The organism is Rhizobium sp. CF122 (genome assembly GCF_000282035.1).
Classification (GTDB): domain Bacteria; phylum Pseudomonadota; class Alphaproteobacteria; order Rhizobiales; family Rhizobiaceae; genus Rhizobium.
Map to the genome: position 1 here is coordinate 1 of NZ_AKKA01000127.1, position 17,130 is coordinate 17,130.

Sequence of the window (17,130 nt, forward strand, 5' to 3'; positions counted from 1 at the left end):
CACCGGCTGCCATTGGCTGCGGCTCGTCAGTCCCCATCTGGATGAGCCGCAACGCCTCGCCATGCATTTCTGGGAAGTCGTCATGGCGCTCTATACCAAGATTGACATGCCGGCGCTGCCCTCGCCGGAGGTTCTCGACCAATGGCGGACTGTGCCGGTGCCGCCGGATGAGATTATTGCCGCCGCTGCCGTCGCCTCAAATGACGAACACGACCATTCGCTGGTGTTTTCGGCATTCGAGGAGTTTCGCGATACCGGCGATCCGCTCTACAAAGTCGTCGCCGCGCGTCGCATGGGGCTGATTGATTTCGATGCGGATGCCCTTCAGGGGCAGGTCACGAGCTGAGCGTCGGGCATATTCGCGCCCTGAGGACAGATGACGGGCCGGCGCCTCAGGCAGCGCCGCCGTCGAAGCAATATTCCGGCTGGAAATGGATCTTGTCGTAGCCGTCGAGCGATCGGTAGAAATGCTCGATATCGGCCTTGAAAAGGCCGCGGCAGATGCCGGCAACGAGTTTCGGCACGCCAGATTTCAGTCCGGTGATGCCGTTGCACACAGGCCCAAGGCTCGGGACCGCCGCATTGTTGAAGACATGGATGTTGGCGAGCATCGGCAAAGAGCCAGGCGTCTTCTCGAGGAATTCGAAAGCTGGGCCGAGATAGGGATAGGCCAGGAGATCGCGGTCATCCTCCCCCTCATTCGGGACGAAGCGGTCCGCCCATGTCGCAACCGAACCGATCAGGTTGGAAAGCTCCGGCCGGCATGAAAGATCGACGCGATAGCCCGTACCGAGCAGGAGGTGATCGAACCGAAAATCGCCAGCCGCGGTTCCTATACAAATTTTCTCGCCCTCCATGGTGACCGACCGCATATAGGCGCCCGTCACCAGCCGGCACGCCTCGTGTGCCATGGCGCGGTTGAACATCTCGTTGGTCGGCGGTGTCTTGAAGGCGAACATCCGCCGGGTAAATCTGTAGCGGCTGTGATCATCGAGATCGGCGAAATGGTTGAGAAAGCCGGGGAAATTCGACCAATCAAGCAGTTCCGTGCGAGGCAGGACTTTCGAGCGCGCCAGAACCGTCACGGATTCAGCGCCAGCCTCGAGGGCGGCGACCGCCCAGTCGAAGCTGGATGCGGCCGCACCGAGCACGCCGATCCGTTTGCCGATAAAGAAGCCGGCATCGATCTTGTCACCGCTATGGGTCCAGTGCTGACGTGGAAGGTTTTCACGGATTGCGTCCGGCACGTTCAGACTGCCCGCTCCTTCGAGGCCGGTGGCCAGGACGACCTTGCGGCAGGAAAGCTCCCTTAGCACTCCTTCTCGTTCCACAAGGAGGCGCAGATGCCCTTCATCGGGCTCGATCCGGATCAGTTTTGTGTCGTTGCAAACATTCAGTGCAAGGACCGATCTGAACCAGCCGAGATATGCCATCCAGTCGATCCGATCGATCTTGTTCAGCGTCTCCCAATGTTGCGACCCATATGTGGTCTCGTGCCAGGCCCGATAGGTCAATGACGGAATTCCGAGATCCGGCCCGGTGAGGGTCTTGGGTGAACGCAATGTGCGCATGCGCGCCGTTGTGATCCAGGGTCCTTCGCGGCCCTCCGGTGCAGCATCGATGAGGAGTACGCGCTGGACGCCCTGCCGCTTCAGCCCGAAGGCAACCGACAGGCCAGAGAGACCTGCTCCCACGATGACGACATCTGATATCGCCTCGCCGGATGTGCGGCGTCGTTCCGGCACCCACTCGCGCAGGCCGACTTCTATCGTTGCGAGGTCGCGCGCAACCTGCGCTTCAAGTGCGGCGACGACCGCGGCACTGTATGCGGGGCGGTGTGAGGCTGAAACATCCATTGGCGATGGCTGCATGGCGACATTTCTCCGGGAAACGACACCAAGGTATCGAGAGAGGGAAAGTTGTAAAGTGTTTGATTGTGTTGTTTTCATTTTTTTCGCACACGCACTCTTCTTCGCAACACAAACGGCGGCTCCCTTCTGAGAACGAAACGGGGGAATATATATAGGGAAAATATCCCTGCAAAAACAATAGGATGAAAAATTAGACGCGACTGCCTTAAAATAAATCAGATCGCGGCTACGCATTGATCATCCTGCAAAAGGATTAATCAGAGAGATAGACTTCGGTATGTTTTTTGTGATGGATGTGAATTTTTGTTTGACTTGAGTGCGGTCGTAGCTAACCTGCCTTCATCCGGTTCAAAAACAAAAGGGGTTGGCGATCCATGATGAAACTATCCTCACCATGCGTGACCATTAAAGCAGGCAGGCTGGCGGTATCGGTGCTCGCGCTCATGGCTTCTGCTGCCTATGCCGAGGCGAAGTCGCTCGATGGCGTAACGCTGACGATCGCCTCCATGAACGACGGCTTCGCGAACGTCCTTCAGGCGCTCGCCCCCGCCTTCAAGGAGGAGACGGGCGCGGACGTCAAGGTCGAGATTATGGACTATGGCACCCTGCTGACCAAGACGACCGCCGACTTCATTGGCGACACCAAGGGCTACGACCTCGTCACCATGGACATCGTTTGGGCCGGCGCCTATGCGGAGAACCAATATACGGTTGACCTGACCGACAGGGTAAAACGCGATGCGGCGGAACTCGATCTCGACGACATCTATCCGGTGATCCTTGAATCACTCGGGCAATATGACGGCAAATATGTTGCCTATCCGCTTGCGGCCTATGCCAACGTTCTGGCCTATCGCAAGGACTTGTTGGAAGCAGCCGGCCTGAAGCCGCCGGCGAACATGGAAGAACTTGTCCAGGACGCCCTGAAACTCAATGATCCGTCCAAGAAGCAGTATGGCTTTGTCGCCAATGGCCAGAAGGGGCCTGCGGTCGCGCAGGACTGGATGCAGTATAACAATCAGCTTGGCGGCTCCATTCTCAGCAAGGATGGCCAACCGGCGCTGAACTCCGAAGCCAATATCAAGAGCCTCGAGGTTTACAAGCAGCTCATCACGGAGGCCGCGCCTCCCGGTGCAATCGAATACGACTGGGGCGGTCGCGAAGAAAGTTTCCGTCAGGGGCTCGCAGCCTTCATGCAGACATGGTCCGTCGGTGCGACGTCCTATTCCGATCCGAAGGTCTCCAACGTGGTCGGCAAGGTTGGTATTTCGGTCGCTCCGGTCGCAACGGGCATGACGCCGCAATACGGCGTCGGCGGCTGGGGCCTGTCGATCAATGCCGACATCGACGCCTCCAAGCAGGACGCGGCCTGGACCTTCATCAAGTGGATCAGCAGCAAGAAGGTCCACAAGGAATTCAACATGCTCGGGGCAGGTGGCTTCATCCGCAAGAGCGAGCTCGACGACCCCGATCTCAACGCGAAATTCGACTTCCTGCCGGTTCTCAAGGAAACTTATGAGCACGGCAATGGCGAATTCCGCCCGCGCATTCCCCAGTATCCGGAAATCCAGGATCTGCTTGGGACGGCTGTGAACTCGGCGCTCTCTGGCTCGGTTACGCCGAAGGATGCGCTGGACAAAGCCCAGGCGGCAGCCGAAAAACTGTTCTGACAGACTTTGACGCCCGCCATCCGAGGAAGGGTGGCGGGCCGACCTTCAATGCAACCTGAGTAAAGTTGCGAGCTATATGACAGGCGCTGGCTGTTCCCGCGACAGCTTGCCGAATTTAGAGTGGAGCGTTGGATCTGTGCGCTACAGCTTCTCAGACCGCCGCAGGTTTTTCCTGTTCTTCATGGCAGCGCCGGCCGTCATATATGTCGCAGCTGTAGGGTTGTGGCCCCTTGGACAAGGCATCTGGTACAGCTTCTATAAATACCATCTTCTGCGTCCGGCCCGCACCCAGTTCGTTGGCCTCCAGAACTACTTCGACATCTTCTCGGATCCGTCGGCCCGCAAGGCCATTCTCAATACGTTTCAGTTCACGATCTTCAGCGTCGGGTTGCAGCTGGTTTTCGGCTTCTGCCTTGCACTGCTCCTGTGGCGCGACAGTCGCTTCAATCGCATCGTCCTTGCCTTCCTGCTCATTCCCGCCACGATCACCCCGCTGGTGGTTGGCCTGATCTTCAAGGCGCTGCTCGGCGCGGACTACGGTATGATCGGCTACTTCCTGTTTGAGGCCGGGATCGGGCCGCGTAGCGGCCTACTGACGGACGGCAGCACGGCGCTCTGGGTGCTCATCCTCATCGATTGCTGGGAATGGACGCCCCTGATGGCGCTGATCCTGCTCGCAGGATTGAAGGCGCTGCCGGCAGATGTGCTGGAGGCGGGACTGGTCGATGGCGCAACGGCCTGGCAGCGCTTTCAGATGCTTATCCTGCCGTTGATGCTGCCATCGGTCTTCCTGGCGCTCACGCTGAGAAGCATGGACGCCTTCCGCGTGTTCGATTCTGTCTTCGTCACGACCGGGGGCGGGCCCGACGACGCCACGAACACGTTGATGATGCTCGGCGTCAAGGAAGGGCTGCAATTCTTCAATGTCGGCTATGCGTCGGCGGTCGGCAACGTCACACTGCTGTTTATCGCGCTGATGGCGACCGGGCTGATGCTGGTGGTGCGCCGCGCCGATGTACGGATCAATGGGAAGTAGTGCGATGGCCATGGTTTCCAAACGACGCATCTTTCTTGAGCGGACTACCATTCTCACCATTACCGTGCTCTTCCTGCTGCCGGTATGCTGGCTGATTTCCACGGCCTACAAGCCCTCGAACCAGATCTTCTCCGTGCCGCCGCGGTTGTTCTTCGAGCCAACGCTCGACCAGTTCCGCAAGGCCTTTGCGGCTTTCGATGTGTTCTCGCTGGTGCGCTCGTCACTTGTCATCAGCGTCGGTACGACGCTCCTGTCGCTGCTGCTCGGCACTCCCGCGGGCTATGCTCTGGCAAGATCCAAATCCCGGTATGCCGCGGGCTTTGCCTATTTCTTTCTGGCGATCCGCATGATCCCGGCAATCGCCGCCCTGATCCCCTTCTATCTGCTCATGCGGGACATCGGCCTGCTCGGAAGCTGGTGGGCGGTCATCGTTTTCAACACCATGCTCAACTGCGCCTTCGTGACCTGGATGATGTTCTCATACTTCAAGTCGCTGCCCCCAGACATGGAAGAGGCGGCACTAACCGATGGCTGCACGCAGATGGGTGCCTTCCTCAAGGTCGCCGTGCCGACCACCCGTTCAGGCATGATCGCCTGCGCTCTGTTCTGCATGATGTTTTCCTGGAACGACTTCCTTCATCCCATGTTCCTCACGACACTCGATTCCAAGCCGATATCGGTCGCATTGCTGACCGCCTACGGTACCAAGGACATCACCTGGGGCACGCTCGGCGCGCTCGCCCACTTCTCAACAATTCCGATTGTCCTGATGGCGCTGTTCATGAATCGCTACTTCGTTCAGGGCGCAACGAACGGCGTACAGTAGGACCCAGATCCATGGCCCAGATTTCGTTTCAGAACGTCTCCAAGACCTATGCTGGCGGCAAGTCCGCCGCGCTGACGGACTTTAACCTCTCGATCAACGACGGCGAATTCATGGTGCTTGTCGGTCCGTCGGGCTGCGGCAAGACCACGGCGCTGCGCATGATCGCGGGCCTCGAGGAGATCACTGGCGGCACGCTCCGCATCAACGATACCGTCGCCAACGATCTTGCCCCGCGCGAGCGCAATATCGCCATGGTGTTCCAGTCCTACGCGCTCTATCCGCATCTGACCGTCGGGGAAAACATCGCATTCGGACTGAAGGTTCGCGGCGCCAAGCCCGAGGAGGTGGCGGCGAAGGTTCGCGAAACGGCTGCGCTGCTCGAGCTGACGGAATTCCTCGACCGGAAGCCGGCGCGCCTTTCTGGTGGCCAGCGCCAGCGCGTCGCCATGGGACGGGCGTTGGTTCGCTCGCCCAACGCCTTCCTCATGGACGAACCGCTTTCGAACCTCGATGCTCGACTGCGTGGCCAGATGCGGACAGAGATTTCGAGGCTGCAGCTCATCCGGGCGGTCACCACGGTCTACGTGACGCACGACCAGGTGGAGGCGATGACGATGGGTCATCGCGTAGCCGTGATGAACAAGGGAACACTGCAGCAGCTCGATGCCCCTCGCAGGCTCTACGATAATCCGGTGAACATGTTCGTTGCGAGCTTCATAGGCTCGCCGCCGATCAATTTCATGGAGGCGACCCTCGTCGGTCACGATGGCGCGCCGGCCCTGCAGATCGGTCCCTTCCTGCTCCCGCTTCCGGCCTCGGCGGAGCGGCTGGCCCGGCGCATTGGCGGGAAGGTTGTCGCCGGCATCCGCCCCGAAGCCTTCAAAGTAAGGACGGGCTCGACGGGACCAGGAACCCTCTCTGCCAGGGTGCTGTTCGTTGAGGATCTGGGAGCCGACCTGCTGCTGCATCTGGATTCGGGCGAGATCGCCATGGGCCATGCCGACATGATCGAGGACGAGCGCGATGTGATGAAGTCGTCGCCGAAGCTGAAGGCCATGATCGACGGCAGCCATCGCATCAGCCGCGACGAGAGCGTGTCCTTCGCCATCGATCCGGCGTCGATCCTCGTTTTTGATGCGCAAACGGGAGTAACCTTATGACGAGTCCGACAACCGGCGGCTTCTGGCCGCTCGGCGGTCCCGTCTACAGGGCGGAGATCGCACTCATCATCATCGACATGCAGGTGGATTTCTGCGCCCCCGGCGGCTGGATCGACCAACTCGGCGAGGATGTCTCCAACACCCGCTCCGTCATCGCGCCGATCCGCGAAGCCCTCGAGGCTGCCCGGGCGGCGAAGATCACCGTTATTCACACCCGAGAGGGACACCGACCCGATCTTTTGGACCTGCATGCCAACAAGCAATGGCGCACCCGCGTCCACGGGCTCGGCATCGGCGACCAGGGCAAGACCGGCCGTATCCTCGTGCATGGCGAACCGGGCTGGCAGATCATTCCCGAACTAAGCCCCGTCGAGGGAGAACTGTTGATCGACAAGCCGGGCAAGTCGTCATTCCACCGCACGGGACTGGCGGACGAACTAAAAGAGCGCGGCATCTCTCGCCTTGTCGTCACCGGTGTCACCTCGGATTGCTGCGTGCAATCCACCATGCGCGACGGTTTCGAATGCGGCATCGAGTGCGTGCTTCTCGAAGACTGCACGGCGGCGGTCGAGACCCCCAATCACGAGGCGACCATCGAAATCCTGAAGGCTTTCGGCGGGCGCTGGGGCGGCGTCTCCGACCGGGCTGCGTTCAAGGCCATGCTGGAGATGCTCGATGGCTGAGCGCGACATGAAATGCTTCGGCGCCATCGCCGCCAATCCCTATTCCTGGCCCTTTGACGGGATCTGGTCGGCGAGCGACACGGCGCTTCTGCTCCTCGGCTTCCAGAACGGCAACATCGCCGCGCTGTCGGCCGGGCCGGAGCTCGAAGCCGCCATGGAACTGCTCGAAGGGGCCAAGAAAGCCGGCCTTACCGTCGTTGCCGCCCGCCGTGGCGCAGACCCGTCCGAAAGCGCGATGGCGGCTCGTCGCCGTCTTCTCGGCGACCATGTTCCCGTAAGACATTCTGCCGAATGGGTGCTGAGCGACAGGCTGGAGCTGCCCGGTGACGCAATCCTCGTCGATCATGGTGGCGACAACGCATTCTTCCGCACGGGGCTCGAGGATGAGCTGCGCCACCGCGGCGTGCGGAACCTGCTCGTGACCGGTCTCCCGACCGAAGGCATCGTTCACGCCAGTCAGCGCGCGGCCAACGACATGGGTTTCGAGTGCCTGGCGGTGGCGGATGCCTGCAAGGGCACCTCGCCCCTGCGCCACAGCGCGCAATTGCGTATCACAACTTTCGGCCACGGCCTTTTCGGCACGGTTGCCGCCACCGCCGACGTCCTGGCGGCACTAACGACACTTCAGGGGTAGCATCATGTCAGAATTCATTTGGTCCGACGCCACAGGCAGTCTCGATCTCACCACGCTCGGCAAGGCTTATGCTACCGGTGAACTGACGCCGACCCGCGTCGTCAACGTCATCTACGACCGCATAGAAGCGCGCGGCGACGACCACGTCTGGACCTATCTCGTGCAGCGCGCAACCGCGCTCAAGGCCGCAGCCGAACTGGAAGCCGCCGGCCATGATGGACGACCGCTCTGGGGAATTCCCTTCTCGGTGAAGGACTGCAACGATATCGTCGGCCTGCCGACGACGAACGCGCTCAAGGAAGCCGCCTATGTCGCCCAGTCCTCCGGCCAGGCGCTCGACCGCCTTTTCGAGGCCGGCGCGCTTCTGATCGGCAAGACCAATATGGACCAGTTCGGCATCGGTCTGGTGGGCATGCGCACACCCTATGGCGCCTGCTCCTCTGTCTTCGACGAGCGTTACATTTCCGGGGGGTCGAGCTCGGGCTCGGCCGTTTCCGTGGCCGCCGGGCTTTCGAGCTTTTCCATCGCCAACGATGCCGCCGGCTCGGGACGCGTGCCGGCAGGCTTCAACAACATCGTGGGCATCAAGCCGACACCCGGCCTGGTCAGCAATGCCTGCGTTTCCGGCGGCGGCTGCGTAAAGACCATCGAAACGCTTTCCGTGTTCTCGCTGACGGTCGAGGACGGCATGAGCGTGCTGAAGCTGATGGCGGGCTATGACCCGTCCTATCCCTTCTCGAAGCCTGAAGCCGACGAGGTGCAGCTCACTCCCGTCGCGCCGCCGCCGCGCTTCCGTTTCGGCGTGCCGGCCGGCGATGCGCTCCGTTTCTTCGGTGACGCCGAAGCCGAGCGCCTGTTCGGCGAAGCTGTCGAACGGCTGATCGCCATGGGCGGCGAGAAGGTCGAGGTGGATTTCACCCCCTTCGAGGAGACGCAACGCATTCTCTACGACGGTCCCTGGATTTCCGAACGCGCGCTCAGCCTCGACAGCGTGTTGGAGAAGTATCGCGATGCGATCCATCCGGTAACGCGGCAAATCCTCTCGAAATCCGGCAATTTCAACGCCACCGACACCTTCGCGGCAATCCATCGCATCGCCGAACTCAAGCGCGACACGCGCGCCGTATGGAAGGACATCGCCGTTCTAATGGTACCCACGACGCCGACGATCTACACAAAGGAGGACATCGCCGCGAACCCGATCGAGCTGAACAGCAAGCTTGGCATCTATACGAACTTCGTCAACCTCATGGGGCTTTGCGGCGTTGCCGTTCCCAACGGCTTCCGCAAGGATGGCCTGCCGCTCGGCGTCACGTTCCTGGCCCCGGGTTTCGAGGAGGCGCGCGCCGCCGGAATAGCCGCCGCCTTCCACAAGGCAACGGGCCTCAAGCTGGCCAAGTTCGACAACCCCTATCCGGAAGTTGCCGAACAGCCGCTGCCGGAAGGCTATCGGGAGATCGCCGTGGTCGGCGCCCATCTTTCCGGCATGCCGCTCAACCACGAACTTGTCGAACGCGGCGGCTTCTTCCGTCGGTCCACCGCCACGAGCGGCGATTACAGGCTCTACGCGCTTACCGGCAGCGGTCCGGCCAGGCCCGGCCTGATCCGTGCCGAAGGCGGCGCGCCTATCGCCGTCGAGATTTGGGCCGTGCCGCTTGCGGGGTTTGGCGATTTCATCGGCCGTATTCCCGCCCCGCTCGGGGTCGGCAAGCTGACGCTTGACGACGGCTCGCAGGTGACCGGCTTCCTGTGCGAAAGTGCAGCCATAGCGAACCAGCCGGATATCACCCATTTTGGCGGCTGGCGTGCCTATCGCGCTCAGAGCGCCTGAAAAACGATCTGGCGGCCTGCTCGCCGGGTCCGTAATGATGCGAACTCGGATTCACCGCGCGTCGAGCTGCGATGAGGCACATGAGAAGGGGAAAAAGGCTTTGACAGGCACCGTTTTCACCAATGCCCGCCTGGTTGATGGTCGTCTCGTCGACATCGCCGTCGATAGTGGGCGCGTTGCCGCCATCGAACCCGCCGGCGCGGCCATTGCCTCCAGCGCCTCGGTGGACATCGCCGGCGCGCTGCTCGTCCCCGGCTTTGTCGAGGGGCATATTCACCTCGACACGAGCTTCTACGGCGACAAGTGGATTCCTCATCGTCCCTGCACGAACGGTTTCGACGTGCATGAGCGCGTGACCTTCCAGGCGGAAAACATGGCGAATGCCGCGCCGATGGCGGAGCGCGCCCGCAGCCAACTCGACCTCTGCATCGCCAACGGCACGCTCCAGATGCGTAGCCACGTCATGGTCGACCGATCCGTCGGCCTGAAGCCGCTGGAAATCATCCTCAGCGTGCGGGAGGAATATCGCGACATCATCGACATTCAGCTCGTCGCCTTTCCGCAGAGCGGTATCTTGAAGAGCCCCGGGACGCCGGCCTTGCTCGACGAGGCCATTGGCCTTGGCGCGGATCTCGTCGGTGGACTGGATCCGGCGAGCTTCGACCGCGACGTCACCGGGCATCTGAACGTCGTCTTCGGCGTCGCCGAAAAGCACGGCGTCGACGTCGACATCCATCTTCACGACGCCGCCACGCTCGGCGCCTTCACCATCGAGGAAATCTGCACGCGCACCGAGGCGCTCGGCATGCAGGGCCATGTGGCGGTCAGCCACGCCTACGGACTCGGCGATCTCGCGCCGGACGCCGCTCGCAAGATTGCCGCTCTGATCGCCCGAAGTGGCGTTGCGATCATGACCAATGCCCCCGGCGCCAACAATTTTCCGCCTGTTGCTCTGCTGCGTAGCGAAGGCGTGACCGTATTCAGCGGCAGCGATAACATTCGCGATTCCTGGTGGCCCTATGGCGACGGCGACATGCTGCGGCGTGCCGAGATCATCGGCTACCGGTCCGGCTTCTATACCGACGCAGAGCTGGCCGCCGCCTTCGATATCGTCACCGCCGCCGGCGCGAAGGCGCTCCGCCTTGAGGGTTACGGCATCGAAGTGGGTGCCAGGGCTGACTTCACCACACTCGATGCGGAGCATGTGCCGCAGGCCGTCGTCGGTGTGCCGAAGAACCGTCGCGTCTACAAGGCCGGACGGTTGGTCGCCGAAAACGGCAAGGTTCTGCGTTGATGGAGTCCCCCACCCGCGACACGGAAACGACCGGCGCCAGAAGCCGGAACGGCATGGTCGTGACGCCGCACTGGCAGGCCAGCGACGCGGGCGCGGCTATCCTCAGGCGCGGCGGCAATGCCATTGAGGCGGTGATTGCGGCCGGCGCCGCCCTTTCCGTGCTCTACCCACATTTCTGCGGCCTCGGCGGCGATGCGGTCTGGATGGTCTGCGATGCATCGGGAAAGATATCCTGCCTGCTCGGCATCGGCCAGGCGGCGGCAGGGGCCGGGGCGGCGGGCATCCGCGAAATTCCGCTACGCGGGCCGGGTTCGATGCTGACCACGGCCTGTCTGGTCGATAGCTGGCAAAAGCTCCTCGATCTCTCGTCCGGCCGGTGGGGCGGCAGCGAAGCGCTGAGCCGGCTGCTCGAGCCCGCTATCATCCTTGCGCGGGATGGTCACGCCGTCAGCCCGTCGCAACGCTTCTGGTTCGAATTTCGCGCCGAGGAGCGGGCGACCTGGCCGGGCTTTGCCCCGCTCTTCGTCGGAGACGGCGTCCAGCGCCAGCCTGAGCTTGCCCGCACGCTGGAAACCATCGCCCGCGAGGGCGCAAGGACGTTCTACGAGGGCGAACTTGCGGCGCGTATCGCCCGCGGATTGGCCGATGTAGGCTCGCCCCTTTGCGCATCCGACCTCGTTGCGACCGAAGCCCGTTTCGCCGATCCCGTAAGTCTTCTCTATCGAGACGTCACACTCTTTGCCCCCCCGCCACCCACGCAGGGCATCACCACGCTCGGCATCATGGGGATCCTCGCCCACCATGCGATATCCGACGAAGGCCCGGCAAGCGCCGGCCATTACCACTATCTCGTCGAGGCGGTGAAGCAGGCCTTCCTCGACCGCCAGAGGATCGGCGATCCCGACTATTGTAATCCCGCACCGATGGCGGCCATGCTCGACGCCGCGCGGCTGGCCGCAAAGGCCGCCGCGATCAGCCGCGGAAAGGCGATGAACTGGCCACATGCCTACCAGCAAGGCGATACCGCCTTTCTTGCCGCCGTCGATGCCGAGGGGCGCTGTGCCTGCGTTCTTCAGAGCATCTATTTCGATTGGGGAAGCGGTGTCGTCGTCGGCGATACCGGCCTCTTGTGGCAGAACCGCGGAGCTGCCTTCAGCCTTGATTCGCGAAGCCCCAACCGGCTGGCACCCGGAAAACGTCCCTTCTACACGCTCAATCCCGGCCTGGCACTGAAGGATGGGCGACCGCATCTCGTCTATGGAACCCAAGGCGCCGACGGCCAACCGCAGACGCTCGCCTTGCTGCTTAGCCTGCTGATCGACCATGGGCTCGATCCGGCCGCGGCACTTGCGTGCCCGCGCTTCTTGCTGGGCAAGACCTTCTCCGACAGCCGCGACACGCTGAAACTGGAGGAAAATGCAGGGCAGGACGTGTTTGCTGCCCTCAACGCCCTGGGACACACGATCTCGCCTATCGGCGCGCTCAATCCGCTGGGTGGCCAAGCCGGGGTGATCCGCATCGACGACGACGGCACGGTGCGAGGCGCGCACGATCCGCGCAGCGATGGCGGGGCCGTGGCTCTCTGAAGGAAACCAGCAACATGCTGTTCGATCTGGTCATACGGAACGCACGAACGGAACAGGGGCAGGAGACTGTGGACATCGCCATTAAGGATGGCGTAATCGCCGCCATGGAGCCCGCCTTCCGCTGCGAAGCCGTCATGGAGGCCGACGCCCGCGGTGCCTTTGCGTTCAGCGGCTTCGCCGAGAGCCATATCCATCTCGACAAGGCCGGCATTCTCGGCCGCTGTTTAATCTGCGAGGGTACGCTGGCTGAGGCAGTGCGTGAGACGGCCCGCGCCAAGAAGGGCTTCGAGGTCGAGGACGTTTATGCCCGCGCCGCGCGCGTCGTCGAGAAGGCGATCATCCATGGCACAACGCTGATGCGGACCTTCGTGGAGATTGATCCGCGCGCCGGCTTCCGTTCGTTCGAGGCCATTCGGAAGGTGAAGGCGGACTATGCCTTCGCCATCGACATAGAGATCTGCGCCTTCGCACAGGAGGGGCTGACACGGGAGCCCGAGACCTTCGCCATGCTGGACAGAGCGCTATCGGAAGGAGCCGATCTCGTGGGCGGCTGCCCCTACACCGACCCGGATCCGCGCCGGCATGTCGAGTTGATCTTCGAGCTGGCAAGAAAGCACGACGTGGCCGTCGACTTTCACCTGGATTTCGACCTGGATCCCGAAAATACCAATCTTCCCGCCGTCGTAACCGAGACGGAGCGGCATGGCTGGGGCGGCAGAGTGTCGATCGGCCATGTCACCAACCTCTCGGCCATGCCGGCGGAAATGGTGGAAGGGATTGCCCGCCGCCTTGGCGGTGCCGGCATTGCGCTGACGGTGTTGCCCGCGACAGATCTCTTTCTCAACGGGCGCGGCTTCGAGGCATTGGTCCCGCGCGGGATTGCACCTGCACATCTTCTCGCCGGACGTGGCGTCGTAACCTCGATTGCGACGAACAACGTCCTCAATCCGTTCACGCCCTATGGCGACGCGTCGTTGATACGCATGGCGAACCTCTATGCCAATGTAGCCCAGCTTTCGCGCGAAGAGGATATGCGGCTGGTCTTTTCCATGGTGTCCGATTCCGCCGCGCTGCTGATGGGCAAGACCCATGGCCTTTCGGTGGGGGCAGAGGCAACCATCGTACTTCTCGATTGCGCCGGTGGGGCCGAAGCCGTGCGCGAAATCGCGCGGGTCATCGGAGGATGGAAGAACGGAAGGCAAAGCTTCTGGAACAGTCTTCCGATCATCTTCGGGCTTTCGTGAGAGGACGACAGCGACGGCGGGAAGAGGCGATGGCCGGCTCTGTTGCAAAAATTCCGGTTGGTTAGAGAGGTCCTGTGTTCGGGGCCGTCACGCGGCCTTGATAGCGGTCGTAAGGCGCCGATCGGGCCGACTGCATCCCAACGGGACCGCAGCTTAAGCGCAGGACGGCGAAGGCCGAGCTTGTTGCCTCGCGAGGAATGCGGCGAAGCCGCAGGGGAAGAAGGTCGGGGGAGCCGTTGCAGGATCAGGACAGATTGGCGTCAGACCCGCCTGAAGAGAGGTCGTATGGGGCGGCTTCCGCACACCGGTCTCGCGGGAACGATGCGGGGCAACGATCTTCCAACCATGAGCAGGCACTGATGGCGCGTCAGAGTTCGCCTTCTGAACCTCCGGTCTTGATCCGCGCCCTGCACCTATCAAGCTCATATCCGCTCGCCGTTCCAACGGCGCCACCACAATCCCGCCTGCGGCGGCTAAGGACGATCGAGGCGAAGCCGCTCTCCCAGACATGCCTCATCGGGCCAGCGGAAGGAGCGCCGATGACAACCAGTTAGGTGACGTGACAATGGCGCCCGTGCGACCAGCCTCTTGCCGGCTTGTGCCTGGCCACTCCACAGATAGTGGAGACCGAGGACTTGTCCCGCCTCAAACACGGACGTCGTCAAGCAATTGATCGAGGCGGCTCATCAGTTCATCATGGAGCTCGTCAGGTGCGTCGTCCAAGCCGTCGGCCACCGTGTGTACGACGAAGCAGCCTGCGATATTGTTCTGCGGTGAGAATGATGAGCTTTTCCCTGTCGCGCTTGGTAAGCGTGACAGGCTCTACCCGCGCGGTCTCGAGAATTTCGCCCGACGCTCTGTTCATTTCTGAAAGGGAAAACTGCGCAATTATGAGGATCCACCACCAGACTCCTCCTGGCGAATTCCCATGCCTCGTTGCTGTCCTCGGTTCGAATGACCCGAGTGAGGGTGCGTTCTCGGCCGCGGCCGAAGAGTGTCTTCTCACGCATGGCGAGGATCGTCATCCGTTTGAGATTCTGATACTTTTTCTTTCGCCGATCGATCCGATCCTCAGGTCTGTTCTTCTGCTTCAGGTGTCCGCCAGCATACTTGCCGTCGATGTGGATCTCGCCTTCGGTTTGCTGTCAGTAACGAGGGATTTGCCCGCCCTGTGCGGCATTTTCATTTCAAGAGACCCGATCTCAACGCCGCATTTGCGCAATTCAGCAATTGCCACCAACGGCTGATTGGAGATCAACGCTTGGGACCGAAGCCGTCTGCGTCATGATCGTTATCATCGCTCATGCTTTCCGTTGCCCGTGACGGCCCAGAAATGCTGTGGTCATTTCGACCATCGTGCAAACGCAGTGTTTGAGCCGGCCTCCTAACGTTCAAGATTCTGTCAAGTTCGGCTGTACGGGATCTGGATAGCTGAACCTTTTCAGCGAACTGTGGCCAGCGACTGATCGCCGTTCGAACCTGCTCTATGACTTCCTTTGCGTCGTGATCGGAGATCGAAGCCCCTCTGGAGACCGTCAATAGGTGAGACATCCCAGGGTCTCTGCCTTCACCGGCGATAGCCGCGCTATGCTCCCCACCCGGTCCGGAGGAAAAAGTAAGATCATAGGCCGGTGCCAGCGACCACCGGCCACTACCGTTCATAAGAAATGCGTGGTTCTTCACATGGTCGTCACGGTTCTTGGCATAGACATTGAATACCATGTTTCGAAACATTTTCAGGACATCCGCGCTGTCACGGGTCATCATGAGCGTAAGCTTGTGAAGCTGTTCGTAGTTCAGCGATGCCTCGCGATGGTTAGCGTTCAATAGTCCACTGGCAGTGTGCATGTGGACCCGTCCAACAGGGATTCTGTCAAAACGTTTTGTCGCGAAAAGCCGCTTTCCCTTGCGGGTATCGAAGAGCCGAGTCTCGGCCATCTCTACCCCTGCGGCTGCCGCCATAAGCGCGTAAGCCTTCTCTTCCGCACCGATCTCAGCCGGATCAGAAGTACTAGGAGCTTTCACCATCCATCGTTCAAATCCCGGTTCCAACGACTGACCGTAGTCCAGAACACAGGTATTCTCGACCTTGTTGAAACCTATCATTATCTTTGGCCGTGCGCCCGCGGAGCCACCTTGGGCGCCCTGTAGGCTATCGATATCGGCAACATCCATGTCCGCCTGTACCAAATCTACTTGATCAGCAAACCAATCGAGATCAGTGGCTTCGGTTGGTTGTTTCTGGTTGTCTGGCAAATCAGGAATGTATGTTAGCGCCCCCATCCCCGTTCTGCCGACAGCCGAAAGGCGATCCAATGGGGTGAGTCGGGTGTAGTCGATGCCAGCTCGCTGGAGGCGGCGGTCCAACAACAGCCGGCCCCAACCATCAGGTAGGCTGTCGTTAAATAGGCCATGGAGACCGTCAAAGGGGTCGCGTGCTGCCGCAATCAATCCTGGAGCGGTCTTCATATGGAAGGGCGAAATCAACAGGGGCGCAGCGAGAAATTCTGCCGCGTACTCGAAGTATGCCCTGCGTTCCTTACCACTCCATGCGAGGGTGCCGAGTTTCTTCTCGTGCCCTTCGAGATCCAGATAAACGCTCATTCGCTGAACTGGTCTGAACTTCATTTTCTACGCACCCGCTGCTTAAGAGGACGATCAACGACATCATCAATTGTCCGCGGTGGCCGAATTGGAAACAAGTGCTCGAACTCGACCTCGGCTTCAAGGATAAAGGCAATTTTTACAAGACTTTCGAGGGAGATTTTCCCAGATTCTTCAAAGAGCCTAAGTGATCCGTAGGAGACGTCCGATCTTGTGGCCAGCTCCCTTTGGGTCAGACCCTGCTCGATCCGCCGACGCTTCATTCTTTCCGATAAGCCTTTGATGACATCCGAAGGAGAAGACATATTAAATGCGAACATATTAGCACCTATGTAGAAAAATCTGTGACAAATGCTAATATAATGGCATTTAACGTGCTTTGCAATATTGGCGGCGTGGGCTGGCATTTCCGATCGCATCGGTTACCGCGGTTGCCGCAAGCACGCGTTCGTTGCGAAATGGACCCAAGGCCTTCTGGATATCGAGAAGCGCGGAGCGGGCTGCGCGTTCGTTCAGGGAGATAAAGGCGTTGAAGCTGTCGATGGTGAAGCGGGAGAGATCGCCTTCGTTCTCCTTGATCAGCTTCATCATGGATTGCAGGTCGACGCCTGTATTGAAGAAGGCATTGACCTCGCCAAGATTGCGACGATTGCGATAATGCCGGCTCTCAAGCACATAGCTGATCACCCCT

Annotated in this window: 14 protein-coding genes and 2 pseudogenes; 11 read left to right on the plus strand and 5 right to left on the minus strand. The window is 60.8% G+C overall.

What is annotated here, in order from left to right; translation table 11 throughout:
* A pseudogene (locus PMI09_RS29545) lies at nucleotides 1-346 on the plus strand (questin oxidase family protein); the annotation flags it as partial.
* A gap of 46 nt (nucleotides 347-392) precedes the next feature.
* Here the strand turns inward: PMI09_RS29545 and PMI09_RS29550 are convergent.
* Nucleotides 393-1,871, minus strand: a complete 1,479-nt coding sequence (locus PMI09_RS29550; protein ID WP_007803010.1) for an FAD-dependent oxidoreductase — start codon at nucleotides 1,869-1,871, stop codon at nucleotides 393-395.
* Nucleotides 1,872-2,245: 374 nt separating this feature from the next.
* Here PMI09_RS29550 and PMI09_RS29555 point away from each other — a divergent pair, with 374 nt between their 5' ends.
* From PMI09_RS29555 to PMI09_RS29600, 10 genes are all read left to right on the plus strand, one after another.
* Nucleotides 2,246-3,541 (plus strand): ABC transporter substrate-binding protein, encoded by a 1,296-nt coding sequence (locus tag PMI09_RS29555; protein WP_007803012.1) that lies wholly within the window; start codon nucleotides 2,246-2,248, stop codon nucleotides 3,539-3,541.
* Between the two features lie 136 nt (nucleotides 3,542-3,677).
* A complete protein-coding gene (locus tag PMI09_RS29560; protein ID WP_007803013.1) occupies nucleotides 3,678-4,577 on the plus strand; it encodes a carbohydrate ABC transporter permease in 900 nt (299 codons plus the stop codon).
* Nucleotides 4,578-4,581: 4 nt separating this feature from the next.
* Nucleotides 4,582-5,403, plus strand: a complete 822-nt coding sequence (locus PMI09_RS29565; protein WP_007803015.1) for a carbohydrate ABC transporter permease — start codon at nucleotides 4,582-4,584, stop codon at nucleotides 5,401-5,403.
* Between the two features lie 11 nt (nucleotides 5,404-5,414).
* A complete protein-coding gene (locus tag PMI09_RS29570) occupies nucleotides 5,415-6,563 on the plus strand; it encodes an ABC transporter ATP-binding protein (RefSeq protein WP_007803017.1) in 1,149 nt (382 codons plus the stop codon).
* Entirely contained in the window at nucleotides 6,560-7,246 is a 687-nt protein-coding gene (locus PMI09_RS29575) for a cysteine hydrolase family protein (RefSeq protein WP_007803019.1), read from the plus strand. The genes PMI09_RS29570 and PMI09_RS29575 overlap by 4 nt, the downstream gene beginning before the upstream one ends.
* Entirely contained in the window at nucleotides 7,239-7,880 is a 642-nt protein-coding gene (locus tag PMI09_RS29580; RefSeq protein ID WP_007803021.1) for an isochorismatase family protein, read from the plus strand. The genes PMI09_RS29575 and PMI09_RS29580 overlap by 8 nt, the downstream gene beginning before the upstream one ends.
* A gap of 4 nt (nucleotides 7,881-7,884) precedes the next feature.
* Nucleotides 7,885-9,711 carry an allophanate hydrolase gene (atzF, locus tag PMI09_RS29585; RefSeq protein WP_007803023.1) on the plus strand — a complete coding sequence of 609 codons (1,827 nt, stop codon included), beginning with the start codon at nucleotides 7,885-7,887 and terminating at the stop codon, nucleotides 9,709-9,711.
* 100 nt (nucleotides 9,712-9,811) lie between these two features.
* On the plus strand, nucleotides 9,812-11,005 hold the full coding sequence (locus PMI09_RS29590; RefSeq protein WP_007803025.1) for an amidohydrolase family protein: 1,194 nt from the start codon (nucleotides 9,812-9,814) through the stop codon (nucleotides 11,003-11,005).
* Nucleotides 11,005-12,591, plus strand: coding sequence for a gamma-glutamyltransferase family protein (locus PMI09_RS29595; RefSeq protein WP_007803027.1), 1,587 nt, complete (start codon nucleotides 11,005-11,007; stop codon nucleotides 12,589-12,591). The genes PMI09_RS29590 and PMI09_RS29595 overlap by 1 nt, the downstream gene beginning before the upstream one ends.
* Nucleotides 12,592-12,605: 14 nt before the next feature.
* Nucleotides 12,606-13,835 (plus strand): amidohydrolase family protein, encoded by a 1,230-nt coding sequence (locus PMI09_RS29600; RefSeq protein WP_007803029.1) that lies wholly within the window; start codon nucleotides 12,606-12,608, stop codon nucleotides 13,833-13,835.
* A 686-nt stretch (nucleotides 13,836-14,521) separates the two neighbouring features.
* Here PMI09_RS29600 and PMI09_RS32915 read toward each other — a convergent pair.
* The 4 genes and pseudogenes from PMI09_RS32915 to PMI09_RS29620 all read right to left on the minus strand — a co-directional run.
* On the minus strand, nucleotides 14,522-14,962 hold the full coding sequence (locus PMI09_RS32915; protein ID WP_443216212.1) for a transposase: 441 nt from the start codon (nucleotides 14,960-14,962) through the stop codon (nucleotides 14,522-14,524).
* Nucleotides 14,963-15,089: 127 nt separating this feature from the next.
* Complete coding sequence (locus PMI09_RS29610; protein WP_244423843.1) at nucleotides 15,090-16,439, minus strand: type II toxin-antitoxin system HipA family toxin; 1,350 nt, start codon at nucleotides 16,437-16,439, stop codon at nucleotides 15,090-15,092.
* A 20-nt stretch (nucleotides 16,440-16,459) separates the two neighbouring features.
* Nucleotides 16,460-16,858 (minus strand): helix-turn-helix domain-containing protein, encoded by a 399-nt coding sequence (locus PMI09_RS32700; RefSeq protein ID WP_338009976.1) that lies wholly within the window; start codon nucleotides 16,856-16,858, stop codon nucleotides 16,460-16,462.
* Nucleotides 16,830-17,130 (minus strand): annotated as a pseudogene (locus PMI09_RS29620) (type IV secretory system conjugative DNA transfer family protein); the annotation flags it as partial. The gene PMI09_RS32700 and the pseudogene PMI09_RS29620, both read right to left, overlap by 29 nt.